Origin of the sequence: Mycobacterium sp. SMC-19, assembly GCF_045310815.1 — a bacterium.
Taxonomy (GTDB): Bacteria; Actinomycetota; Actinomycetes; order Mycobacteriales; family Mycobacteriaceae; genus Mycobacterium.
This window is the reverse complement of the sequence record NZ_JBJIAM010000003.1, coordinates 395,943-419,305: the sequence shown is the minus strand read 5'-3', so window position 1 is coordinate 419,305 and position 23,363 is coordinate 395,943. Positions and strand designations below refer to the sequence as shown.

Here is a 23,363-nt window from a genome sequence, read left to right as displayed (position 1 = left end):
GGAGGCTTTATTGTCTTGCTATGCCCGTGCGCCTGGTCCTCGTCGACGACCACGAAATGGTGATCGAGGGCCTACGGGCCATGCTCACCGCGTTCACCGACCGGATCGAAGTGGTCGGGCAGGCGATCAACGCCGAGCAGGCCATCGCCGTGATCGGCGAGACCGACCCGGACGTCGTGCTGTGCGACGTGCGGATGCGCGGTGAGAGCGGCCTGGACCTGTGCCTGGCGCTGCGGGAACGCGACCCGGAGCGCAAGGTCGTGATGCTCTCGGTCTACGACGACGAGCAGTACCTGTTCGAGGCGCTGCGCGTCGGCGCGAGCGGCTACCTGCTCAAGAGCATCAGCAGCGATGATCTGGTGCACCAGATCGAGTTGGCGCACCGCGGTGAGACGGTGATCGACCCGGGTCTGGCGGCACGGGCGGCCGGCACCGCCGCCCGCCTGCAGCGCGATGAGTTCTGGCCCGGCGCCCGCCAGGGGCTCACCCAGCGGGAAAGTGAGATCCTGGCCTACATGGTCAGCGGGCTGTCCAACCGCGGGATCGCCACCAAGCTGGTGATCGGCGACGAGACGGTCAAATCCCATCTCCGCTCGATCTACCGCAAGCTCGGGGTCTCCGACCGGACCGGTGCGGTGGCCACCGCACTGCGCGAAGGCATCTACCGGTGAGTTCCGCAGGCGGCCCGCGCTCCCGCCCCCGCAAACCCAATGCGGTACGGGACTTCGTCGACGCCAACCATGAGCTGGCGCTGTTGCGGGAGCTCATCCAGGCCGCCTCCAGCGGGCCCGGAGTGGAACCGCTGGCCGCCGCGGCCGCCCGGATGATCACCGCAGCCACCGGCACCGACGTCTGCTTCGTGCACGTCCTCGACGACACCGAGCGCTCGCTGACCCTGACCGGCGCGACCCCGCCGTTCGACACCGAGGTGGGCAAGATCCGGCTGCCGCTGGGATCGGGGGTGTCGGGCTGGGTGGCGCGGCACCGAGAGCCGGTGGTGATCAGCGACAACAAGGAGTCCGACCCGCGCTACCTGCCGATCGAGTCGCTGCGCGGGCGTGACTTCACCTCGATGGTGTCGGTGCCGATGGAGACCGATCCGGGCGGGCTGGTGGGTGTGCTCAACGTGCACACCGTGACGCGCCGCGAGTTCACCCCCGGCGACGTCGAGCTGCTGCGGGTGATCGGCCGGCTCATTGCCGGCGCCATGCACCAGGCCCGGCTGCACCGGCAGCTGGTGGCGCGCGAACGTGCCCACGAGCTCTTCGTCGAGCAGGTGATCGAAGCCCAGGAGATCGAGCGGCGCCGGTTGGCCGGCGATATCCACGACGGCATCTCGCAGCGGCTGGTGACACTGTCCTACCGGTTGGATGCCGCTGCCCGCGCGGTGGGCAACGATCCGCACGAGGCGTCGGCGCAACTGGAGGCCGCTCGTGAACTCGCCGGACTGACCCTGCAGGAGACCCGCGTGGCGATCAGCGGGCTGCGGCCACCGGTGCTCGACGATCTGGGCCTGTCCGGTGGTCTGGCCAGCCTCGCCCAGTCCATCCCGCAACTCACGATTGAGCTGGACCTGGCCGAGACCCGGCTGCCCGAACACATCGAGCTGGCGCTGTACCGGATCGCGCAGGAGGGCCTGCAGAACGTGGTCAAACACGCGGCCGCGACGACGGTGCGGCTGGGGTTCGCGATCACCGCCGATCCCGATACCGCGCGGTTGGAGATCATCGACGACGGCGTGGGTTTCGACACCTTCGAGCACCCGGTGGGCGGCGACGAGATGGGCGGCTACGGGGTGCTGTCGATGTCCGAACGCGCCGAGCTGGTCGGTGGCCGGCTCAACATCCGGTCGCGGCCGGGGGCGGGCACCGCCGTCACCGCCACCATCCCCATCCCGTCCCCCGCAGCGCGGGCGTGAATCCCTAGAAGTCTCCGGCGTTACGCCGCAACGTCTCGATCGCCGACGACAGCGTCCGCGATTCCTGCACCGACATACCGACATCGGCGAACACCTCACGGTTGAGGCTGACCGTCGCGTCCGCGACTGTGGTGCGGCCCAAATCGGTGATGGACACCAGCGTGGTGCGGCCGTCGGTGGGGTGCGGCAGCCGCTCGACCAGGCCGGCCGCCTCCAACCGCCGGATCGCGTGCGTGACGCTGGTGACGTGGACCTGCAGCCGGTCGGACGCCTTGGTGATCGGCAGGGCGCCCGAACGGCTGAACGCCAGCAGCCGCAGCAGCTCGAATCGGGAGAAGCTCAAGTCGTAGGGCCGCAGGGTCGCTTCCACCCGGGCCAGCAGGATCTGGTGGGCGCGCATCACCGATGTCACCGCCACCATCCCATCGGCGACCTCACCCCAGCCGGCCCGCTCCCAGTTGGCGCGGGCCAGCGCGATCGGGTCGGCGTCGCCGGAGGAACTGGAAGCTGCCACGCCCTTTCTTACCGCACCGCGCGGCGCGCCCACGTCGGTGTGCGTCAATTGCCAAGTTCAGCGCGCCGGCGCGGCGGTCGCAGGCCGCGAAGGCACAGGCCGGAAGGTTCAGCGCGGTAGCGGAATTGAACCGTTGGGCGCTCGGCAACGTGACACCGGCATGACCCCCTCTTCGCCTTCGCTTGCCGCGGTAGCCGTTGAATTCCCACCAAACCGATACAGCCAAGAGGAAGCGGCCCAGGCCCTGGGCGATTTCGCCGGCCCAGAATTTCGGCGGTTCTTCGAGGCCAGCGGGGTTTCATCCCGCCACCTGGCGTTGCCGCTGCCGCGCTACGCCGAGCTGAGCGGTTTCACCGAGGCGAACGACACCTTCATCGAGGTCGCCTTGGATCTTGGGGAGCAGGCGCTGCTGGCAGCCCTGGACGCCGCCAAGGTCAAACCGGCCGACGTCGACGTGGTGGTGTCCACGACGGTGACCGGGCTTGCCGTACCGACACTGGAGGCCAGGCTGGCGGCCAGAGTCGGACTGCGGCCCGACGTCAAACGGGTGCCCCTGTTCGGCTTGGGCTGCGTCGCGGGCGCCGCCGGGGTGGCCCGGATGTACGACTATCTGCGCTCCTACCCCGACCACGTGGCGGCGTTGGTCGCGGTCGAACTGTGTTCGCTGACCATCCAGCGCGATGACCGTTCGATGGCCAATTTCGTGGCGGCCAGCCTCTTCGGTGACGGCGCGGCCGCGGTGATCGCCACGGGGGCGAACCGGCGCGCGGCGGGACCGAGGTTGCCGAGAATTCTGGCAACCCGCAGCCGGCTCTATCCCGACACCCAGGACGTCATGGGTTGGGATATCGGCACCAGTGGGTTCCGGATCAAGCTGTCCGTCGAGGTCGCCACCGTCGTCGAGAAGTATCTGGCCGAAGATGTCCGCAACTTCCTGGCCGACTGCGGACTGTCCGCCGATGACGTGTCGACCTATGTCTGCCATCCCGGCGGGCCCAAGGTCATCGAGGCGGTCCAGAACGTGCTGGACCTGCCTGCCGACGCGCTGGATCGAACCCGAACGTCGTTGCGCGAGAACGGGAATCTGTCATCGGCCTCAGTACTCGACGTACTGCGCGCCACCATGGCCGATCCGCCGCCGCCGGGCTCGTTCGGCCTGATGGTCGCGATGGGTCCGGGATTCTGCTCCGAGCTTGTGCTGCTCGGCTGGTAGCCGATGTACTACCTGTTGATCCTGGCCGTCGGGCTTGAACGGCTGGCAGAGCTGGCCGTGTCCACCTCGAACGCCGACTGGGCTTTCAGCCGGGGAGCCAAGGAATTCGGCCGCGGCCACTATCCCGCCATGGTCATCCTCCACTCCGGCTTTCTGATCGCCTGCGTGGCCGAGGTGTGGCTGTTGCACCGCCCGTTCATCGGGTGGCTGGGCTGGCCGATGCTGGCCTTGGCCGCGTTGAGCCAGGCGTTGCGCTGGTGGTGCGTGCGAACGTTGGGCCGACGCTGGAACACCCGGGTGATCGTGCTGGCCGATGTTCCGTTGGTGCAGCGGGGGCCGTATCGATGGCTGCGTCATCCCAACTATGTGGCGGTTTCCCTCGAGGGTTTGGCATTGCCGTTGATACACACGGCGTGGCTGACCGCCGTCACCTTCACGCTGGCCAATGCCGCACTGTTGTGGGTCCGGATCCGGTTGGAGAACACGGCTCTGGGCTACGCCTGAATCGCCCCCGCGCTCGTCAGGACGACCGCAGCGGCCGGCCGTCCACGGACCGCAGCCCTGCCCACAATGCGCACAGCGCGTCGTGCAGTTCGCCCTTGACCGTGTCGTCATCGATCCCGAGATCCACGGCGATCTGCGCAGTCGTCCAACCGAGGTAGTAGGACCGGTAGATCACCGCGCGATACCGGCCCGACAACCCGGCCAGCGCACCTTTGACCTGGTCCGCGCTCCCCGACGACGGCACCATCCCGATCCGCCTCCGACCCGGTGCAACTTCCCAGTACTTGTACGGCAACGATACAGATACACCTTAGATGTACCCGGCGAGACATTTCTATCTTTTTGTCGTCTACCCTGTGAGGCATGCCCGCCGTGCCGAATTTTCAGGCCGAGGTCCGGCAGATGCTGCACAACCGGATCCTCGATGCGGCCCATGCGCTGGTCTGCGAACAGGGCTGGCAAGCGGTGAACATGTCCCGCATCGCCGCCACCGTCGGCATCAGTCGACAGGTGCTCTACAAGGAGATCGGCGCGAAGCAGGCGCTGGGCGAGGCCCTGGTTCAGCGCGAGACGAGCCGTTTCATCGCCGGGGTCATCGCGGCCATCCAATCGCACCCCGACGACGTCGCCGCAGGTCTGGCGGCCGGCGCCGCCTTCACCCTGCGCGCCGCCACCGACGATCCCCTGGTCACCGCAACGCTGACCCGCGAGAACGACGCCGAAGCGGGCCTGACTCCGCTACTGACGGTGGGGCCGAGACCGATCCTGGCCGGTGCAATCGAGGCCATGGCAGCTGCGGTCCGGTCCTCCTACGACCTGTCGGACGCGATCGACCGGCAGCTCAACTCGATCGTCGAGGTGGACGTCCGGTTGACGCTGAGCCATCTGTTGCAGCCGATGGGCAGCATCGACGATGCCGTCCGCCAGATCCATACCACCTTGCGCGCACTGTTCGACGCCGCGACGCCCTAGGCGCCCGTCGGCGCATTCCCCGGCGCCGGAGTCCTCCTCACTGTGAACCGCGCAGCCTCGCCAACCGTGTCAAGGGTCAGAACCCGCGGATAGGGAGTGACGCCCTTGCACACCGATCTTCGTCTTCACGCGGATCAGTCGCGCCCGCGCGAGCTGACCATCGAACTGCGCGACGTCGTGCGCGAGTACCGGATCGGCGGCCAACGGGTGCGAGCACTCGACCGGATCAACCTGCACCTCACCGGCGGACAGTTCGTGTCGGTCGTCGGTCCGTCGGGCGCCGGGAAGAGCACGCTGCTGCACCTGCTCGGGGCACTGGACTCGCCCGACAGCGGTTCGATCATCTTCGACGGCGCCGAGATCGGCCGACTCGGGGACGAGCAGGCTTCGGCGTTTCGCCGGCACCGGGTGGGCTTCGTCTTTCAGTTCTTCAATCTGCTGCCGACCCTGTCGGCGTGGGAGAACGTGGCCGTGCCCAAGCTGCTCGACGGCAGCCGACTGGACCGGGTCAAGAACGACGCGATCGGCTTGCTGGAGCGGGTCGGGCTCGGTAACCGGATCGAGCACCGCCCGGCCGAGCTGTCCGGCGGGCAGTTGCAGCGCGTCGCGATCGCGCGGGCCCTGATGATGAATCCGTCCCTGATTCTCGCCGACGAACCAACCGGCAACCTCGATTCCGCCACGGGTGCTTCGATTTTGCGGTTGCTTGCCGAGGTGGCGCACGAGGGTGGCCGAGCCCGGCTGGTGGTGATGGTGACCCATGACCGCGATGCCGCGGCGGCCACCGACCGAGTGATCGGCCTGCAGGACGGCCGGGTCGGGTCCGACCGCGGCGATCGCCAGCGCGGCGAAGCCGGGCGCAGCGGGTCGCCGCCCAACGACTCCGGCGATCGCGGGCGCGGCGAGGCCGGGCACAACGGGTCGCCGCGCCACGAGCGGGCCGCGGTCCGGCGATGACGTCGGCAATAGCCGCCACTGCCAGCCGGCTTCGACTGTTCAGTCTGCGCGAACTGGCCGTGCACCGGCGGCGCACCGTCGCCTCGATCACTGTGATGGCCGTGTCGGCCATGTATTTGGTTGCGGTGCTGGGCATCTTCGGATCGATCACCGGCTCGGTGAACCGGCTCTCCGACGGGATCGCCGGGATCGCCGCACTCGAGGTGTCCGGTGTCACCGACGCCGGATTTCCCGACTCGCTGGCGGCCGACGTGGCCCGGGTTCCCGGCGTCGCCACCGCGGCACCGCTGATCCGGGCCGCTGCCCCCACAGCCACCGGGACGATGCTGTTGTTCGGCGCGGATGCGAGCAGCGTCGCCCTGGCCGGCGCGTTGGCCGACGCTCTGGCTCATCCGCCGCCGGGGCCATCGAGGACACCGGGCGGCGTGCAGGTCGGGCCGGGCGTCGGCCATAGCCGCGGCGACGGGTTCCGGCTGGGCACGACCTGGGTCACCGTGACCCAGGTACTGACCGGCAAACATCTCGCCGACCTCAACGGCGGCAACTACGTGCTGGCTCCGCTTGCCTTGGCGCAGCACATCACTGGGCGGCTCGGCCAGCTCGATTCGATTCTGATCACCACCAAGCCGGGAACGGACCCGGCCGCGGTGCGCACCGCGGTGACCTCCGCCGTCAACGGGCGAGCCATCGTCGCCGAGCCACGGATGCGGGCGACCCGCGCCGGCGACGGCGTCCGGCTGATGAACTACATGGCGCTGATGGGCGCGGCGGTTGCGTTGGTGGTCGGAGCGTTCCTGGTCTACACCACGATGACCATGGCGATCGCCCAGCGCCGTCCGGCCATCTCGACACTGCGAGCGATCGGGGGCCGACGCTCCACCATCGTGGCCGACTTGATCGGTGAAGCCGCCGCCCTGGGCGTGCTGGGCGGTGCCGCCGGATCGGTGTTGGGAATCCTCCTGGGACGTTTGGCGATCCGGAGGCTACCGCCGGCCATCACGCAGGGACTCGAAGCCCGGGTCGAGTACTGGCTGCCCGGCTACGCCCTGCCGGTGGCGATAGCGGCGACAGTACTCAGCAGCGTGACCGCGGCGGCCATGGCCGCACGACAGGTCTACAAGGTGTCGCCGATCGAGGCATTGGCTCCCGTCGGCGCTTCCGCCGCCGACACCGTGCCCAGTCGGCTGCGGACGGTGAGCGGGATCGCGGCCGTCGCGGTGATCGCGGTGTCACTGCTGATCATCATCGGCCACCGCGGCACCACCTCCCTGGCGGCGATGATCGCGGTGTTCTGCGCCGAGATCACCCTCGGTTTCGCATTGACCGCATCCCTGGTCGCCGCCGCTGCCACAGCCGCCCGCCTCTTCGGAACGGTCGGCGCGGTCGGGGCGGCAACGATCGAGCGCGCACCGCGGCGGGTGTGGGCGACCGTGATGACCGTACTGATCGCCGTGGTGACCACCGTGGTGATCACCGGGACCGACAACGACATGATCTCCTCGGCGCGCGCCATCTTCGCCCCCGTCGCGGGAGTCGACGTGTGGGTCAGCGCGAACGCTCCGGACAGCTTCCCCACCGACGCGCTGCCGCAGGGCCTGGAGGATCGGGTGGCCGCGCTACCGGGGGTAGCCCGGGTCTGCCCGGGCGCCTACGGGTTTGCGGTGATCGGCGGCACCCGAGTGATGCTCGATGGATTCTCCCCCGGATCGGCCGATCCGCTGTTTAGCGCGCTCGGCGACCAGACGCGCCGCGACGTGCTCGACGGCCGGGGGGTGGTGCTGTCACAGAACCTGGGCACAACCCTGGGTGTGCGGGTCGGCGACGAACTGCACCTGCAGACACCCCGCGGTCCCCGGCAGGCCGCAGTGCTGGCGCTGGTTCCCTACTTCTCGACGGTCATCGGGACCGTCGGGATCGGGCTCGCCCAACTGCGCACCTGGTTCGATCGCCCGGCGGTGACCACGCTGCAGGTGATCGCCGGCGACGATGTGGACCCGGCGCGGCTGCTCACCGACATCCGCCGAGTGGTCCCCGAGCCGAACTACGTCTACGACGGACGCGCCGCCCTGGCGGGCCTGGAGGCGCCACTGCATCAGAGCATGGTGATCGCCAACGCGGTGTGGCTGATCGTGGTGTTCGTGGCCGCGGTGGCGTTGTTCACCACGTTGACGCTCTCGGTGCTCGAACGGCGCCGCGAGATCGGCGTGCTGCGGGCGATCGGCGCCAACCGCCGCTTCACCGTGCAGATGGTGCTGGCCGAAGCGGTGGGTATCGGGGTGATCGGCGGCCTGATCGGGCTGGCGATCGGCCTGACAGATCAGTGGCTCTACAGCCTGGTCAGTGCTGAGATCATGAATTTCACCGTCACGTTCCGGCCGAGCGCGGTGGCACCGGCCTATGCCCTCGGGGCGGTGGCGATCAGCCTGCTCGGCTCGGTGCCGCCCGCACGACGAGCCGCCCGACTCAACATCATCGACGCGGTCGCCTCCGAATAGTGTTCTGGCTCAGACGAGGCCGAGCTCGATGAGGTCAATGAACAGCGCGGCGAAGGGATCGGTGAACGGCAGGGAGAACGTGAAATCCAGGTCCGGATTGTCCGGAACGATGAACGTGTTGACCGTCTCCCCGGCCACCCCGATGCTCGCGGCCCCGAACCCCAGATTGTCCTCCGGGTCGGTTCCGGACGTAAGGATGTTGGTGAACAGCGAGGTTTGCAGGACGACCGCAACGTAGTTGTCGTCCGATGGGTCGCCAGCCGAGGTGAGGGTGAATAACCCGAAATCGGTGGTGTTACTGATGAAGTCCGGATCATCGGCCGACCCGAACAGCACAGCGCTCAGGTCGCCGGGATCACCGATGAACCAAGGGTCGGGACTCGCGCCACGAGAACCCCCGTCGGCATAGGCCGGGGCACTGAACGCCAACGGGACCAGCCCGGTGGCCACGGCCGCGCCGACGGCTATCACTGCCCGGCGCCGATTCGCAACGGTATTACTCATGGTGGGACTCCAATCTCTCGACATTACCTAGGCCCACGCTGTTGCCACCCGGTTCACGACGCAGCACAGTGGCGAACCCCTGCAGCTGCGGTGTGCACGGCGGCGGTACCGGTGTACGTCGAATGCTCGACAGAGCGGTGGTGTCGAATCCTGCTGCGGCGATGGCGTCGATGGTCCGGCGGTTCGGGCGGCAGCCGGATGCCAGCCACGCCCACGGCTTCGCGATCAGGTCCTGGAATCGACCCATCGCGCCATCGCCGCGGACATGCTCGAGCACCACCAGCCGACCCCCCGGGGCCAGCACCCGGCGAATCTCGCCGAGAGTGGCATCGACGTCGTCGACCGAGCACAGCACGAGGCCGACATGTACCGAATCGAAACTGTTGTCCGGGAAGGGAATCGACTCCCCGACCCCATCGACGATATCCACCGTGATGCCGTGGCGGCGGGCGACGGCGGCGGCCATCCGACGCATCGCGGGCTCCGGCTCGATGGCCGCGACCGACGTGACCGCCGCGGGCAGAAACATCAGGTCCGCTCCGGGACCGAGGCCGATCATCAACAACCGGCCCATCGCGTAGCTCATGGCCGTCCGTCGGTACCGGCGATAGAACAGCCGGTCGAAGAACGGCATTCCTAGTCGATACACGTACGGGAACAGCGGATTACGGCGCGCCATCGGTCCCCCACAGCTCGCCCTGATCCAGCCGGAAAGGCGGATACACGTCACTCATCAAAGAGACGTAGACGGCCACCCGGTAACGCCACCGAACGATGCCCAACAGCAGGTCCGACATGCCGGTCGGGATCGTCCCGGTGATCAACAGCGTCACCGCCGTGATCAGGCACAGCAACTGCAGCGCAGGCTCCAGTGCCCAGCACATCAGGATCTGCGGCAACCCCAACAGCCACCATTTGATCAGCACCGCCCGGCGGTCGAGCCGTTCGGGATAGTCGACCTGCAGATCGGCCGGATAGTCGGGTCGAGACGCCAGCGTGAACGGTGGGAATCTGTCGGTGCTGTTCATCGGGAACCGGTAATTCATGACGCGCCATGACCAGCGCAGCACGCCCACATTGAAGTCGAAGATCGGTCGCGGGTATCGCCCGGTGATCACAATCGCCACTCCGGCAACGAGAGTCATCGGAACGTAGGCCAGATACAGGGCGATCAGGATCGGGTAGTGCGGGGTGGCCAGCACGCACCATTTGATCAGCCAGAGCCAGCGCGAGGGACTGTCGTATTCACCGCGCACCCGTACCGGACCGGCCGGTGCCGGCGCGACGGGGCGGGCGGCCACGTCTTCACGCGCGGGAAGTGACATCGGCCCACTCTCCTCAATGACTGCGATCTGTTGTCCGGCCGGCGATGTGGCTGATATCGGCTGGGCCGAGTCCGCGGCTGATCTCGGCCGACATCCGGCGATGACTGACCGAGCGCAGGAACATGGTCATCCCCCAGGTGTGCAATCGGTCCGGGATGAACGCCGCCGGCCGCAGCACCAGCTCGCTGTGGGACAGCTGCAGCGCCGTCACCCGGGACACCGCGGCCACTTTGCGGCGTCGGGTGTTCTCGTACCAGCGCAGCGCGCGCGCCAGATCGCCGTGCGAGGGTTCCGGCCGGAGATCCGCCAGCGCCTTGCACAGCACCATGGTGTCGAGCAGCGCCTGGTTGGTCCCCTGCGCCATGGTGGGCGGCATGGTGTGCGACGCGTCGCCGATCAGGGTGAGCGCGCCCCGGCCTGCCCCGGGAACCGGATGGCGATAATGCGGGTAGGGCGAGCCCGTCAGGTCGTCGTCGGTCAGGGCACTGAGCACCCGATCGACGGGTTCGGACCAGCCGGCGAACTGTTGCCGGATCATGTCGATCGGGGATGCCGGGCGAACGAAGTCCGGTGACCACGGCAGGTCGAACCACCACTGCAGCTCGGATCCGCCGGCCGGCCACAGGCCGAGGTTTCCGCGCTTGCCGACAATCATCAGTGCCACCCGCTTGTCCGCCACAACATCGGGGAGGTCGAGCAGGCCCTGCCAGCTGCTCCAGCCGGTCGGCTGGGCCGGTGGCGCGTCGGTGAGGTCCCGCACCATCGAATGCAGCCCGTCGGCACCAATCAACAGGTCGCCACTGATCGAGCTGCCGTCGTCGAAGTCGACTCGCGATTCGCCCTCGGTAGCGCTCACGCCCACCACGCGGGCATTGCACCGGATGCGTTCGGCCGGAAAGTCCTCCAGCAGGCGTTCCAGCAGAACCCGGCGCGGAACCATCCGAACCGGTGCGCCCAGCCCGCGCGCCATCGCGGTCATGTCGAGCGTGGCGAGCGAGCGGCCCGTGGACGTCATCACCTGCACCGCCGACAACGGCTGCCCGGATCCCACCATGTCCACGCCCAGCTGCCCCAACACCGTCGCGCCGTTGGACCAGATGGTCACGGCACCGCCGCCGGGTTGAAGGTGTGGCCGCTGCTCGAAAACGGTGACGTCGTGACCGTCACGCAGCAGCCCGCGAGCAAGCGAAATCCCCGCCACGCCCGCACCGACCACGAGGATGCGCAAGGCTGATGGCGCGTTCAAGGCTCGCACCTTCACCGTGGTGACACGGTTCAGCGGGGAGTTTGGTTCATTTCCCTACGGGTCAGCCGGCGGCCGGGCTGGTCAGAATTCTGGGCCCGTCCTCGGTCACCGCGACGCTGTGCTCCCAGTGCGCGGCGCGTGACCCGTCGGCGGTGACGACGGTCCACTCGTCTTCGAGGATCACGGTCTGGTCGGTGCCCAGGGTCAGCATCGGCTCGATGGCCAGCACCGAGCCCGCCACCAGCAGCGGTCCGCGACCCGGCGATCCCTCGTTGGGCAGGAAGGGGTCCATGTGCATCTGACGGCCGATGCCGTGGCCGCCGTAGCCGGCAACGATGCCGAACGAGCGCTTGAACTCCGTCGACGCCGCCCGGGCACCCATTTCGATGGCGTGCGAAACGTCGCTGAGCCGGTTGCCCACCACCATCGCGGCGATTCCGGCCTCCATCGCCTGCCGGGTGGCCGCGGAGAGGTTCTCGTCGGCCGCGCTCAGCGTCCCGATCCCGAAGGTGACCGCGGCGTCGCCGTGCCAGCCGTCCAGGATCGCTCCGCAGTCGATGGACACCAGATCGCCCGCCACCAGCACCTCGGCCGCCGTCGGGATGCCGTGCACCACCCGGTCGTTGACCGAGCTGCAGATCGACGCCGGGAATCCGTGGTAGCCCAGGAACGACGGCGTGGCGCCGGCGTCCCGGATCACCGATTCGGCGATCTCGTCCAGTTGCAGGGTCGAGACGCCGACGGCCGCCGCTTCGCGGACCGCGGCCAGTGCGGCGGCGACGACGGCGCCGGCCGCAGCCATCGCGTCGAGCTCGCCCGGGCTGCGATGCGGCACCGCTTTGCGCCGCTTCGGCAGTCCGATCACTACTTTCCCAGGGCGTTCAGGGCGCGGGTGAACACCTCATCGAGCGTGCCGAGCGCGTCCACGACGTGCAAGTCGTGCTCGTCCTGGTAGTAGTCCAGCAGCGGCGTGGTCTCCTCGCGGTAGACCATCATGCGGTTGTGGATGACCTCGGCGGTGTCGTCCGCGCGGCCACGTTCCTTGAGCCGCTTGAGCAGTTCGCTCTCGGTGACCCGGAACTCCAGCACCGCGTCCAGTTTGGCCTGGCGGCTTTCCAGCATGGCGTGCAGCGCCTCGGCCTGCTCTACCGAGCGGGGGTAGCCGTCCAGGATGAACCCGCCTGCGGCATCGGGCTGGTCCAGCCGGTCTTCGACCAGCGCGTTGGTCAGCTCGGGCGGCACCAAGTCGCCCGCATCGAGGTACTGCTTGGCCTGCTTGCCCAGCTCGGTGCCCTCGGCGATGTTGTGCCGGAACAGGTCACCGGTGGAGATCTGCGGGACCCCCAGCTTCTCCGAGAGCTTCACCGCCTGGGTGCCCTTGCCTGCCCCCGGCGGTCCCAGCAGTACGACTCTCACTTGAGGAACCCTTCGTAGTTGCGCTGCATGAGCTGGCTCTCGATCTGCTTCACCGTGTCCAGACCGACGCCGATCATGATCAGCACCGCGGTGCCGCCGAAGGGCAGGTTCTGAACGGTGCCCGAGCTGCCCATGTGCAGGAACAGGTTGGGCAGCACCGAGATGACGCCGAGGTAGATCGAGCCAGGCAGGGTGATCCGGCTGAGCACGTAGCGCAGATAGTCCGCGGTCGGGCGTCCCGGCCGGATGCCTGGAATGAAGCCACCGAACTTCTTCATCTCGTCAGCCCGCTCGTCGGGGTTGAACGTGATCGACACGTAGAAGTACGTGAAGAAGATGATCAGGCCGAAGTACAAGGCGATGTAGACGAAGTTGGACGGGTCCGACAGGTAGGTGCTGACGAACTTGTCCCACCAGCCGTTGCCGGCGCCGCCGCCGCTGTGGACCAACTGGGTGATCAGCTGCGGAATGTAGATCAGCGACGAGGCGAAGATGACCGGGATAACACCGGCCTGGTTGACCTTCAGCGGCAGGTAGGTCGAGGTGCCGCCGTACATGCGCCGGCCCACCATGCGCTTGGCGTACTGAACCGGGATACGGCGCTGGCCCTGCTCCACGAAGACCACACCGACGACGATGGCCAGTGCCGCCAGGCAGACCATGGTGAACACCATGGCGCCGCGGGAGTCGAGGATGGTCTTGCCCTCGATCGGGATGCGGGCGGCGATACCCACGAAGATCAGCAGCGACATGCCGTTGCCGATGCCGCGTTCGGTGATGAGCTCACCGAGCCACATCACCAGCACCGCGCCGGAGGTCATCACCAGAACGATGACCATCAGGGTGAAGATGCTGTGGTCGGAGATGATGTCGTGCCGCAAGCTGCAGGTCTGCAACAGTCCACCGTTGGCGGCCAGCGCCACGATGCTGGTGGCCTGCAGAACGGCCAGCGCGACCGTGAGATAACGGGTGTACTGCGTCATCTTGTTCTGGCCGGACTGGCCTTCTTTACGCAGCTCCTCGAAACGCGGGATCACCACGGTGAGCAGCTGCACGATGATGCTGGCGGTGATGTAGGGCATCACGCCGATGGCGAACACCGTCAGCTGCAGCAGCGCGCCGCCGGAGAACAGGTTGATCAGCGAGTAGACCTGCGCGGCATCGCCACCGCTGACTTCCTTGATGCACTGCTGCACGTTCTGGTAGTCGACGCCGGGCGACGGGATCGCGGCTCCCAGGCGGTACACCACGATGATGCCCAGCGCGAACAAGATCTTGCGCCTCAGGTCGACCGTCCGCAGTGATGAGATGAAAGCCGAGAACACTCTTCTCCTCCTGCGCAGCCGAGGTCCGGTCGCGGCGTTCCAATGGGCTGTTCTGTCCCAGCCCCGGTTAGTCCTGGGTTAGTCCTGCGTTTTCGCGTCCACGTGCCGGCCGAATCATGACGGGGCCACGCGTGTCCTAGGCGCGTCAGCAGTCTACGAGAGTAACAGCTGCGCACTGCGGGCCGGGCGGGCGTTGGCGGCACTGCCAGCGTGCGATCAGCGTAGCGGCGTACAGTCAGCGATGGCTCGTTAAATACGCTAACTAACTTCCCGGCGCCGTTCAGCCGGCAGAGCTAGATAGATAGGAGTGTGCACCATGGCAAGTACCGGCCGATTTCCTGGAGACACCTGGGACCTGGCCTCCAGCGTGGGCATCACCGCCACCGGAGTGGCCGTAGGCCGTGCGATCGCCAGCCGCGCCGACCATCCCCTGATCAACGACCCGTTCGCCGAACCGTTGGTGCGCGCCGTCGGCCTGGACCTTTTCACCCGGTTGGCCAGTGGCGAGATCGCCCCGGAAGACTTTGGCGACCAGGCGCCGATGGATATGGCCCGGATGGCCGACAACATGGCGGCCCGCACCCGCTTCTTCGATGACTTCTTCACCGACGCAGGTACGGCCGGCATCCGCCAGGCGGTCATCCTGGCCTCTGGACTGGACTCGCGCGCCTACCGACTGGACTGGCCGGCCGGCACCGTTGTCTACGAGGTCGACCAGCCCGAAGTGATCGAGTTCAAGACCCGGGTGCTGGCCGAGCAGGGCGCCCAGCCCACCGCCGACCGGCGAACCGTCGCGATCGACCTGCGCGATGACTGGCCGGTGGCGCTGCGCGCCGCGGGGTTCGACCCCGCCCTGCCGACCGCCTGGAGCGCGGAGGGACTGCTGGGTTACCTGCCACCGGACGCACAGGACCGGCTGCTGGACACCGTCACCGCGCTGAGCGCACCAGGCAGCCGGATTGCCACCGAGAGCACCCCGGGCCTCGACGCCGACACCGAACAACAGGCCCGCCGGCGCATGCAGGAGTCCGCGGAACGGATGCGCAGCCACGGCGTCGACATCGACATGGCCGAATTGCTCTACTTCGGGGACCGCAACGAGGCCGGCACCTATCTGGCCGGCCACGACTGGCGGGTCGACAGCCACGACGTCGGCGCATTGTTCGCCGAGTACGGGCTACCACCGCTGGATGTCGACCAAGAGCCCGGCTTCGGCAAGCTGGCCTACATCAGCGCGGTCCGGGGGTAGTGGATATGGAACGCACCGGCGCACGTTTTTCCGGGGACCGCTGGTACCTGGCCTCCAGCGTGGGTACCACCGCCACCATGGTCGCCGCCGCTCGCGCGCTGGCCACCACGGAAGCCCAGCCGATCATCTCCGACCCGTTCGCGGCGCCGCTGGTGCGTGCGGTGGGTATCGACTTCTTCACCAAGATGGTCGACGGCACGCTGGACCCCGCGGTGGCCGCGGAGGCCAAGTCCGCCGCCGAACCGATGACCGCCGTGATGGCGGTACGCACCCGGTTCTTCGACGACTTCTTCGGCCAGGCCGCTGACGCCGGAGTCCGGCAGTCGGTCATCCTGGCCGCCGGACTGGATTCGAGGGCCTACCGGCTGGATTGGCCGCAAGGCAGCATCGTCTACGAGATCGACCAGCCGGACGTGATCGAGTTCAAATCCCGCACGCTGGGCGACCTGGGAGCCCAGCCGACCGCCGATCGCCGCGCCGTCGCAGTCGATCTGCGTGACGACTGGCCGGCCGCGTTGCGCGACAGCGGTTTTGACGCAACGAAGCCCACCGCGTGGAGCGCAGAGGGCCTGCTCATCTACCTGCCTCCGGAGGCTCAGGACCGGCTGTTCGACCACATCACCGCGCTCAGCGCTCCGGGCAGCCGGTTGGCCACCGAGTACCACCCCGACGGCGCGGCCGCGCTGAGCGGCTCGAACCAGTCGCTGGGTCAGCGCTTCGCCGACCAGGGGCTGGATCTCGACATCACCAGCCTGGTGTACTCCGGCGAGCGGAACCCGGTGGGTGCGTACCTGAGCGAGCGTGGGTGGCAGGTACGCGAGCGTGGCCGAGAGACCGTGTTCGCCGACTACGGTCGCACCTTCCCCGACGGTGACATCGTGGCGCGGCTGCGCAATTCGGTTGCGGTCGAGGCGATTCGGCTCTAAACAGCTCTTCGCCACCACAACGACTATGGCCGCCGGGCCCGAAGGACCGGCGGCCATAGTCGTGTTGCGCGGTGGCCCCGCTATCAGCTCGGGGGGATGACCCCGCCGCCCTTGCCACCCTCGCCGGGCAGTCCAGGCGGACCGGCGGTGCCGCCGCCGGCAGCCGCGCCGCCGCCACCGGCCGGGCCACCCGGCCCGGCGGCTCCAGGTCCGCCGGGAGTGCCGTCGGCGCCGTTGCCACCGTCTTGGCCGCCGGTGCCGTTGGGGTTGTTCGCCGCACCGCCCTTGCCACCGAGGTTGCCGCCGGCCGCGTTTCCGCCGCTGCCGCCGTTACCGCCGCTGCCGCCGTTACCGCCGGCGCCACCGTTGGGGTTCGACTCACTGCCGTCACCACCGCTGGCACCGGCACCACCGGCGCCACCGTCGCCGCCCCTGCTGCCGTTGCCGCCGGCGCCACCCTTGCCGCCGTCACCACCGTTGCCGGAGTTGCTACCGCCGAGGCCGCCGTCGCCGCCCTTACCGCCGTAGCCACCATCGGCGCCGTTGGAGCCGTTGCCGCCGGTACCACCGGTGCCACCGGCACCTGCCGACTCGCCAGGTGCACTGCCGGCGTCGGCGCCGGTACCACCGGTGCCACCGTTTCCGCCCTTGCCGCCGATCCCGGTGCCGTTGCCACCGGTACCGCCGGTGCCGCCGTTGGGGTTGCCGGACTGATCGCCGTCGGTGCCGGTCTCCCCGGTTCCTCCGGTCGTGCCGGGGCCGGTGGGGGCATTGGCGCCCTTACCGGCGTCTCCACCGTTACCGCCGTTTCCGTCAGCGCCGGCGTTGCCGCCCTTGCCGCCGTTGCCGCCGTACTGGCCGGTGCTGGTCGCGTCGGCGCCCTTGCCGCCGTTCCCACCGTTACCGCCGGTGCCGGTCGACCCGGCTTTGCCGTCCGCGGCTTGGCTCCCGTTACCGCCGGTGCCGCCCGTGCCCGCGGTACCTGCGGTGCCACGGTCACCACCGTCGCCGCCGTTGCCGCCGTGACCGCCATGCGCACCGGACCCGGTGGTGTTGGTGGCGATCCCGTCGCCGCCGTTACCACCGTTGCCGGCATTGCCGGCGTTACCGGCATTGCCGCCCTTGCCCCCGGCACCAGCGGTGCCGCTGCCATTGGCCCCGGTACCGGCCACGCCGCCGTTGCCGCCGGCAGCACCGTTGCCACCGTTACCGCCGCTGCTGGCGTCGCCGCCGGCCGCGCCGTCCGGGTTCGCGCTGGTGCCGTTGCCGCCGGTGGTGCCATTGCTGCCGTGGCCGCCGTGGCCGCCGTTACCGCCGGCACCGCCGGCGCCACCGTTGCCGCCGACGCCGGAGTTGGTGCCGCCGAGACCGCCCGCGCCACCGTTGCCGCCGGCGGTGCCGTTGCCACCGTTGGTGCCGTCGACGCTCGGGTCCGTGGAGTTGGTGCCGTTGGCGCCGTTGAAGCCAGTGCCGCCAGCGCCGCCGTTGCCGCCGCGGCCATCGGGGCCGGCGTTGCCGCCCTTGCCGCCGTCGCCGCCGGTCTGGTTCGCGTTGGTTGCCGCACCACCCTTGCCGCCGGCGCCGCCGTCGCCGCCGGTGGCATTGGCACCCGTGGAGCCGTTGGCCGCCTGGGTGGTTCCGTCGCCGCTGGTGCCGCCCTGGCCGCCGGCCCCGGCCGTGCCGCGCACGCCGCCGTCCCCACCGTCGCCACCGTTGCCGGCTTCCGCACCGGCACCGCCGCCTAGGCCGGCGCCACCGACACCGCCGTTGCCGGCGTTACCGGCGTTACCGCCCGCACCACCGACACCGCCATCGCCGGCATGCCCGTCTTTACCGTCGGTGGCAGTGCCGCCGACGCCACCGTTGCCGCCGCTGCCACCCGTGCCGCCGACACCGCCGTTGCCGGCGTCGCCGCCGTCCGTACCGTTGCCGCCGGGCAGGGTGGCGTCGATACCAGCGGTGCCGTTGGCGCCGCTTCCGCCGATGCCGCCGACGCCACCGGCCCCGCCGACACCGCCGTTTCCGGCGTCACCGGAGGTGGTGCCGCCCGCGCCGCCGGCGCCACCATTGCCGCCCTGACCGCCATCGCCGCCGAGGGTGCCGTTGCCGTTGCCGTCGGTCACACCGGCCAGGCCGTTGGCGCCGGTACCACCCGCGCCGCCGTCGCCACCGGTGCCGATGGCCCCGGCGTTACCGCCGGCACCGCCGTTGCCGCCGTTGGTTCCCGGGGCGGTGGCGTCGAAGCCGCGACCGCCGGTACCGCCATTGCCGCCTGCGGTGGCGTCCGCGCCGGCAACGCCGTCGCTTCCGGCGGTACCGCCGTCGCCACCGGTGCCGGGTCCGGCACCGGTGCCGCCCAGACCGGCCTCACCGCGATTGCCGCCGTCGCCGCCCTTGCCGCCGTCGGGGTTGTCGGCGTCACCGGCGGCACCGGTTCCGCCGTTGCCGGCGTTCCCGGCGTTCCCGCCGTCACCGGCGTTCCCGCCGTCACCGTTGCTGCCGCCGTTGCCGTTGGCCGCGGTACCGGCATTGCCGCCCACACCGCCATTTCCGCCCACGCCGCCGTTACCGCCGTCGCCGGCGTCGCCGCCCGCGCCGTCGTCGACGCCGGCCACCCCGGTTGCTCCGTCCTGGCCGGTACCGCCGCTGCCACCCGTTGCGCCATCGCCGCCGTTGCCGCCGTTACCGGCGTTACCGGCGTTCGCGCCGCCGTTACCACCGGCGCCGCCAGCGCCGCCAGCGCCACCGGCACCGCCGGTACCACCGGATGCGCCGGGCACGTCACCGTCGGCACCGATTGCGCCCAGTGCACCGCTACCACCGGCCGCGCCGTTGCCGCCGTTGCCGATCAGGCCACCGTGGCCGCCGGCCCCGCCGGCGCCGCCGTCGGCACCGGGAACCGCGTCCGGGTCACTCGAGGCGTCATAGCCGGCGCCGCCGTTACCGCCGTTGCCGTGAATGCCGGTCACTCCGGTCCCGGCCACACCACCAAGCCCGTCGACGCCGCTGGCCGGGTTGCCGCCGGTGCCGTGCACGCCGGCGACGCCGGCGTTGCCCGCCGTGCCGGGGTCGCCACCGTTGCCGCCCTTGCCGCCGTTGGGGTTCTCGGCATTGCCGGCCGCGCCGTTGCCGCCGTTGCCGGGGGTGTTGGCGTTGCCGCCGTTACCGGCGTCGCCGCCGTTGCCGTTGAGTCCGACCACGCCGTTGTAGACGACGCCCGCGTTGCCACCGTTACCGCCGGCGCCACCGTCACCGCCGCTGCCGCCTCGGCCGCCGTCCTGACCGTCTTGGCCGGGGAGGATCCCGTCCGCACCGTTGGCACCGGCGCCGCCGTCGCCGCCATCCGCGCCGTTGCCGCCGTTGCCGCCGTTGCCGGAGTTCCCGGCATCGCGACCGCCGGCACCGCCGTGTCCACCGTTGCCGCCGTAACCGCCGACCTTGCCGTCCACCCCGGCGTCGCCGGAATTGGCCCCGTCGGCCCCGGCGGCGCTGTCGCCGCCATGGCCGCCGTTACCGCCGTTACCGCCGTCGCCGATCCGGCCCGCGGCGCCACCGTTTCCGGCGGCACCACCGTTTTGGCCCTGGCCGTCGGCCAGCACGCCGCCGTGGCCGCCATTGCCGCCGTGACCACCGTTGCCACCACTGATGGCGACCGCCCCGTCCGCGCCGGACGCGGCCCGGGTGCCGTCGCTGTTCAGACCGCCCAGGCCCGCGACACCGACGATGCCACGGTCACCGCCCGCACCGCCGTTACCGCCGTCGCCGGCGGACAGGCCGGTCCCGTCGTTGCCGCCGTTGCCACCATTGCCGCCGTTACCGGCATTGCCGGCGTCACCGGCGCTGCCGCCGGCCCCGGCCACACCGGACGCACCAGCCGGGTGAATGCCGAGGAATCCGCCCGCGCCGCCCTTACCGGCGTTACCACCGGCGCCGCCGTTGCCACCGTTGCCGCCGTTGCCGGCGTTCATGCCGTCTTGACCGGGCAGGCCACTGCTGACGCCGGCACCGCCGGCATTGGTGCCGTGCAGACCGTTCTGACCGTCACCGCCGGCACCGCCGTCGCCGCCGATCCCACCATTGCCGCCATTGCCCGCGGCACCGAACAGCAAGCCCGCCCGGCCGCCGGTACCGCCACTGCCGCCGATACCGCCGAAGCCGCCGTTGTCACCGCTCGCGCCGAAAGTGGCCCCGTCGGCTCCGTCGCCCCCGAAACCTCCGGCACCACCAGCGCCACCGGCACCACCGTTGCCGATGAAGATGGCTGCACCGCCGGCGCCACCCAAACCACCTGCGCCGCCGCCGATTCCACCGACGCCGCCGGCGCCACCGAAGCCGCCGTTGCCCAGCAGCCAGCCGCCCGCACCGCCGTCGCCGCCGTTACCGGCGTCGCCACCGGCAATGCCGTCGAGTCCCGCGCCACCGGCGCCACCGTTACCGATCAGGCCGGCCGCTCCACCGAACCCACCGTCGGCATTGATGGCGTCACCGGCCACCCCGGCGCCGCCGTCGCCGAACAAGAACCCACCGTCGCCGAGGTTGCCGAAGAGTCCCGAGCTGCCCAGCAGCGAGTCGTTGACGCCGTCGAAGCCGTCGATGCCGTTACCGATCAGCACCCGACCGAACAGGTCGACGAAGGGCTGGTTGACGATGTTGAGCAACGGCTCGGCGTAGCCCATCAGGTCTTGGCTGACGGCGTACAACGGCAGGTAGACGTAGTTCTGGAATCCCGTGTACAGCAGGTGATCCATCTCCGCCAGCCATGGCCCCAACGGTTGGGTCGGGTCGAAGGCGAAGATGCTCGAGTCGAACGCGGCACCCGCTTCGAGGCCGTCCAGGAAGTCGGCCGACGACCCGGCGAGCCACAGGTCTGAGCCCGCGGACCACGAGTCGAACATCTCCAGGATCGGCTGCGAGAACAGGTCGTCGAAGTCAGCACTGGCTGACGGAGCACCTGCCACCGGGCCCACCCCGAAGGCCAGGAATGCACCGACTGCGCTACCCGCGCCGGCTACCCGCCGACCTACACCACCCGGACGGCCACTTTGCCGACGGTCACGACTCTGTTTCATGCCGACCTCTCAATTTCTGAATTCATTGCCTAATTAATCGCCGGTTCAGCATGAAAAACGCGAACCGTAACGCGACCACTCGTGCTGCAAGTTAGCTGAATTTGACGGGCCCGACGAATTGAAATTTAGGGTTCCACATAGGCTCGTGTCGCGATAAACCATGACTGACCTGAGAATTAGCCGAAATTGAGAGGCGGGTCATATGGGCGACATCATGGATTGCGTACATTTGTGACTGCCACCACAGATTAGGTAATATTGCTTAGGTATGGACTCCACTATTTGAAATAGCAAGACCCTCCAAAAAAATGACTAACGGCCCTATCGGACAATCTCGTGCACTGACCGACCGAAATACCGATCCCGGAGCACCGCCCGGACACGGTGGTGCAGGGATGGTTACCGGGGTGTGGCGACGGTGCGGGCGCGGCGCCCTGACTTCGCCATTCAGCGATAACCAGGCGACCGGCGGCGGTATAACCACCCCATGGTGCTCAAAGTCAAGGTTCCGCACGACCTGATCAGCGGCGACGTTGATGTGGGCTACGGCAAGGTCGCCGATGCGTTCCGGGCCAACTTCGCTGCGGGCCGTGAGGTCGGCGCCGCGGTCTCGGTGTACCGCGACGGTGTCAAAGTCGTGGACCTGTGGGGCGGCTACCGCGACGGGGTTACGCGCGAGCCATGGCAGCAGGACACCATGGTCAACGTCTTCTCCAGCACCAAGGGCGTGGCGGCCCTGGCGGTGGCGCTGGCGGTCTCGCGGGGCCTGTTCGGCTACGACGACAAGGTGGCAACCCATTGGCCGGAGTTCGCCCAGGCAGGCAAGGGTGAGGTCACGGTCCGCCAACTGCTGGGCCACCAGGCCGGCCTGTGCGCACTCAAACCCGCACCCGCCCTGGCCGATGTCGCCGACCCGAACCGGCTGGCGCCCATGCTTGCCGCGCAGAAGCCGCTCTGGGCGCCGGGCACCCGGCACGGGTATCACGCGATCACGTTGGGCTGGTACGAATCCGAGCTCATCCGGCGAACCGATCCGGCTGGCCGCACCCTGGGACGGTTCCTCGCCGAGGAAATCGCCCGGCCTCTCGGGCTGAACATGCACATCGGCCTGCCGACCTCGGTGACCCGCGATCAGGTCGCGTTGCTGCACCAGTGGAAGCGCGCCGAGTCCCTACTGCACCTCAACGTGATGCCGGCGGCCCTGGTGGCCGCGTCCTTCAACCCGTTCGGGCTGCTGGCACGGGCAAGCGACCTGCCCAGGGATATCAAACCGTGGGACGGCGACTACAACCGCGATGACGTGCGAGCCGTGGAGATGCCCTCGTCCAACGGAATCGGCACCGCCTCCGCCATCGCCCGGCTCTATGGCGCCGCCGCCACCGCGGATCCCACCTTGCCCCTGAGCCCAGGCGTACACGATGAACTCACCGCGATGCCGGCACCGCCGTCTCGCGGGGAACGCGACAAGGTATTGGGTGTTGACGTGGTGTTCTCGCTGGGGCTGTCCAAGCCGGCGTTCGCCTCCGCCTTCGGTTCCTCGGACAAGGCTTATGGCACACCGGGTTTCGGCGGCTCTTTCGGGTTTGCCGACCCCGACACCGGCATCGGCTACTCGTATGTGATGAACCGCCTGGGTTTTCACCTCTACAGCGATCCTCGCGAACTCGCACTGCGCCAGGCGTTGTTCCGCGACGTGCTGGGTGCCCGGCTGCAGTCCTAGCGAAACGGGA

18 protein-coding genes and 2 pseudogenes are annotated in these 23,363 nt (G+C 69.2%); 10 read left to right on the top strand and 10 right to left on the bottom strand.

What is annotated here, in order from left to right; genetic code table 11:
* Positions 1-20: 20 nt before the first annotated feature.
* Both ACJH5R_RS09560 and ACJH5R_RS09555 read left to right on the top strand, forming a co-directional pair.
* On the top strand, positions 21-671 hold the full coding sequence (locus ACJH5R_RS09560; RefSeq protein ID WP_406757731.1) for a response regulator: 651 nt from the start codon (positions 21-23) through the stop codon (positions 669-671).
* Entirely contained in the window at positions 668-1,918 is a 1,251-nt protein-coding gene (locus ACJH5R_RS09555) for a GAF domain-containing protein (protein ID WP_406781806.1), read from the top strand. The genes ACJH5R_RS09560 and ACJH5R_RS09555 overlap by 4 nt, the downstream gene beginning before the upstream one ends.
* A 4-nt stretch (positions 1,919-1,922) precedes the next feature.
* On the opposite strand, the gene ACJH5R_RS09550 is transcribed toward ACJH5R_RS09555, so the two are convergent.
* Complete coding sequence (locus ACJH5R_RS09550) at positions 1,923-2,432, bottom strand: MarR family winged helix-turn-helix transcriptional regulator (protein ID WP_406757733.1); 510 nt, start codon at positions 2,430-2,432, stop codon at positions 1,923-1,925.
* A gap of 160 nt (positions 2,433-2,592) precedes the next feature.
* On the opposite strand from ACJH5R_RS09550, the gene ACJH5R_RS09545 reads away from it, so the two are divergent.
* A complete protein-coding gene (locus ACJH5R_RS09545; RefSeq protein WP_406757734.1) occupies positions 2,593-3,645 on the top strand; it encodes a type III polyketide synthase in 1,053 nt (350 codons plus the stop codon).
* A 3-nt stretch (positions 3,646-3,648) separates the two neighbouring features.
* Positions 3,649-4,149: an isoprenylcysteine carboxyl methyltransferase family protein gene (locus ACJH5R_RS09540; protein ID WP_406757735.1), complete on the top strand. Its 501-nt coding sequence runs from the start codon at positions 3,649-3,651 to the stop codon at positions 4,147-4,149.
* 16 nt (positions 4,150-4,165) lie between these two features.
* Here the strand turns inward: ACJH5R_RS09540 and ACJH5R_RS09535 are convergent.
* Positions 4,166-4,366, bottom strand: a pseudogene (locus ACJH5R_RS09535) (sigma factor-like helix-turn-helix DNA-binding protein); the annotation flags it as partial.
* Between the two features lie 146 nt (positions 4,367-4,512).
* On the opposite strand from ACJH5R_RS09535, the gene ACJH5R_RS09530 reads away from it, so the two are divergent.
* The 3 genes and pseudogenes from ACJH5R_RS09530 to ACJH5R_RS09520 all read left to right on the top strand — a co-directional run bounded on the left by ACJH5R_RS09530 (position 4,513) and on the right by ACJH5R_RS09520 (position 8,573).
* Positions 4,513-5,121 (top strand): TetR family transcriptional regulator, encoded by a 609-nt coding sequence (locus tag ACJH5R_RS09530; RefSeq protein ID WP_406757736.1) that lies wholly within the window; start codon positions 4,513-4,515, stop codon positions 5,119-5,121.
* Positions 5,122-5,274: 153 nt separating this feature from the next.
* A pseudogene (locus tag ACJH5R_RS09525) lies at positions 5,275-5,949 on the top strand (ABC transporter ATP-binding protein); the annotation flags it as partial.
* A gap of 125 nt (positions 5,950-6,074) precedes the next feature.
* A complete protein-coding gene (locus ACJH5R_RS09520; protein ID WP_406781805.1) occupies positions 6,075-8,573 on the top strand; it encodes an ABC transporter permease in 2,499 nt (832 codons plus the stop codon).
* Positions 8,574-8,582: 9 nt separating this feature from the next.
* Here the strand turns inward: ACJH5R_RS09520 and ACJH5R_RS09515 are convergent, their stop codons facing one another.
* From ACJH5R_RS09515 to secY, 7 genes are all read right to left on the bottom strand, one after another.
* Positions 8,583-9,077 carry a hypothetical protein gene (locus ACJH5R_RS09515; protein ID WP_406757738.1) on the bottom strand — a complete coding sequence of 165 codons (495 nt, stop codon included), beginning with the start codon at positions 9,075-9,077 and terminating at the stop codon, positions 8,583-8,585.
* On the bottom strand, positions 9,070-9,756 hold the full coding sequence (locus tag ACJH5R_RS09510) for a class I SAM-dependent methyltransferase (protein ID WP_406781804.1): 687 nt from the start codon (positions 9,754-9,756) through the stop codon (positions 9,070-9,072). Before ACJH5R_RS09510 ends, ACJH5R_RS09515 begins: the two co-directional genes overlap by 8 nt.
* Entirely contained in the window at positions 9,743-10,333 is a 591-nt protein-coding gene (locus tag ACJH5R_RS09505) for a DUF4389 domain-containing protein (protein ID WP_406781852.1), read from the bottom strand. The genes ACJH5R_RS09510 and ACJH5R_RS09505 overlap by 14 nt, the downstream gene beginning before the upstream one ends.
* An 82-nt stretch (positions 10,334-10,415) precedes the next feature.
* Positions 10,416-11,648 carry an FAD-dependent oxidoreductase gene (locus tag ACJH5R_RS09500; protein ID WP_406781803.1) on the bottom strand — a complete coding sequence of 411 codons (1,233 nt, stop codon included), beginning with the start codon at positions 11,646-11,648 and terminating at the stop codon, positions 10,416-10,418.
* 61 nt (positions 11,649-11,709) lie between these two features.
* Positions 11,710-12,513, bottom strand: coding sequence for a type I methionyl aminopeptidase (map, locus tag ACJH5R_RS09495; protein WP_406757741.1), 804 nt, complete (start codon positions 12,511-12,513; stop codon positions 11,710-11,712).
* Positions 12,513-13,064 (bottom strand): adenylate kinase, encoded by a 552-nt coding sequence (locus tag ACJH5R_RS09490; protein WP_406757742.1) that lies wholly within the window; start codon positions 13,062-13,064, stop codon positions 12,513-12,515. The genes map and ACJH5R_RS09490 overlap by 1 nt, the downstream gene beginning before the upstream one ends.
* Positions 13,061-14,389, bottom strand: coding sequence for a preprotein translocase subunit SecY (secY, locus tag ACJH5R_RS09485; protein WP_406757743.1), 1,329 nt, complete (start codon positions 14,387-14,389; stop codon positions 13,061-13,063). Before secY ends, ACJH5R_RS09490 begins: the two co-directional genes overlap by 4 nt.
* 316 nt (positions 14,390-14,705) lie before the next feature.
* Between secY and ACJH5R_RS09480 the strand changes: the two genes are divergently transcribed.
* Positions 14,706-15,638: a class I SAM-dependent methyltransferase gene (locus ACJH5R_RS09480; RefSeq protein ID WP_406757744.1), complete on the top strand. Its 933-nt coding sequence runs from the start codon at positions 14,706-14,708 to the stop codon at positions 15,636-15,638.
* A 5-nt stretch (positions 15,639-15,643) separates the two neighbouring features.
* Positions 15,644-16,564: a class I SAM-dependent methyltransferase gene (locus tag ACJH5R_RS09475; protein WP_406781802.1), complete on the top strand. Its 921-nt coding sequence runs from the start codon at positions 15,644-15,646 to the stop codon at positions 16,562-16,564.
* Positions 16,565-16,647: 83 nt separating this feature from the next.
* On the opposite strand, the gene ACJH5R_RS09470 is transcribed toward ACJH5R_RS09475, so the two are convergent.
* Positions 16,648-21,522, bottom strand: a complete 4,875-nt coding sequence (locus ACJH5R_RS09470; protein WP_406781801.1) for a PE family protein — start codon at positions 21,520-21,522, stop codon at positions 16,648-16,650.
* A gap of 598 nt (positions 21,523-22,120) precedes the next feature.
* On the opposite strand from ACJH5R_RS09470, the gene ACJH5R_RS09465 reads away from it, so the two are divergent.
* Positions 22,121-23,353, top strand: a complete 1,233-nt coding sequence (locus tag ACJH5R_RS09465; protein WP_406757747.1) for a serine hydrolase domain-containing protein — start codon at positions 22,121-22,123, stop codon at positions 23,351-23,353.
* Positions 23,354-23,363 lie beyond the last annotated feature (10 nt).

Bases quoted from the DNA above. Each gene is read 5' to 3' on its own strand.
- ACJH5R_RS09560 (WP_406757731.1), top strand. From the start codon at position 21: ATGCCCGTGCGCCTGGTCCTCGTCGACGACCACGAAATGGTGATCGAG.
- ACJH5R_RS09545 (WP_406757734.1), top strand. From the start codon at position 2,593: ATGACCCCCTCTTCGCCTTCGCTTGCCGCGGTAGCCGTTGAATTCCCA.
- ACJH5R_RS09540 (WP_406757735.1), top strand. From the start codon at position 3,649: ATGTACTACCTGTTGATCCTGGCCGTCGGGCTTGAACGGCTGGCAGAG.
- ACJH5R_RS09530 (WP_406757736.1), top strand. From the start codon at position 4,513: ATGCCCGCCGTGCCGAATTTTCAGGCCGAGGTCCGGCAGATGCTGCAC.
- ACJH5R_RS09520 (WP_406781805.1), top strand. From the start codon at position 6,075: ATGACGTCGGCAATAGCCGCCACTGCCAGCCGGCTTCGACTGTTCAGT.
- ACJH5R_RS09515 (WP_406757738.1), bottom strand. From the start codon at position 9,077: ATGAGTAATACCGTTGCGAATCGGCGCCGGGCAGTGATAGCCGTCGGC.
- ACJH5R_RS09510 (WP_406781804.1), bottom strand. From the start codon at position 9,756: ATGGCGCGCCGTAATCCGCTGTTCCCGTACGTGTATCGACTAGGAATG.
- ACJH5R_RS09480 (WP_406757744.1), top strand. From the start codon at position 14,706: ATGGCAAGTACCGGCCGATTTCCTGGAGACACCTGGGACCTGGCCTCC.
- ACJH5R_RS09475 (WP_406781802.1), top strand. From the start codon at position 15,644: ATGGAACGCACCGGCGCACGTTTTTCCGGGGACCGCTGGTACCTGGCC.
- ACJH5R_RS09465 (WP_406757747.1), top strand. From the start codon at position 22,121: ATGGTGCTCAAAGTCAAGGTTCCGCACGACCTGATCAGCGGCGACGTT.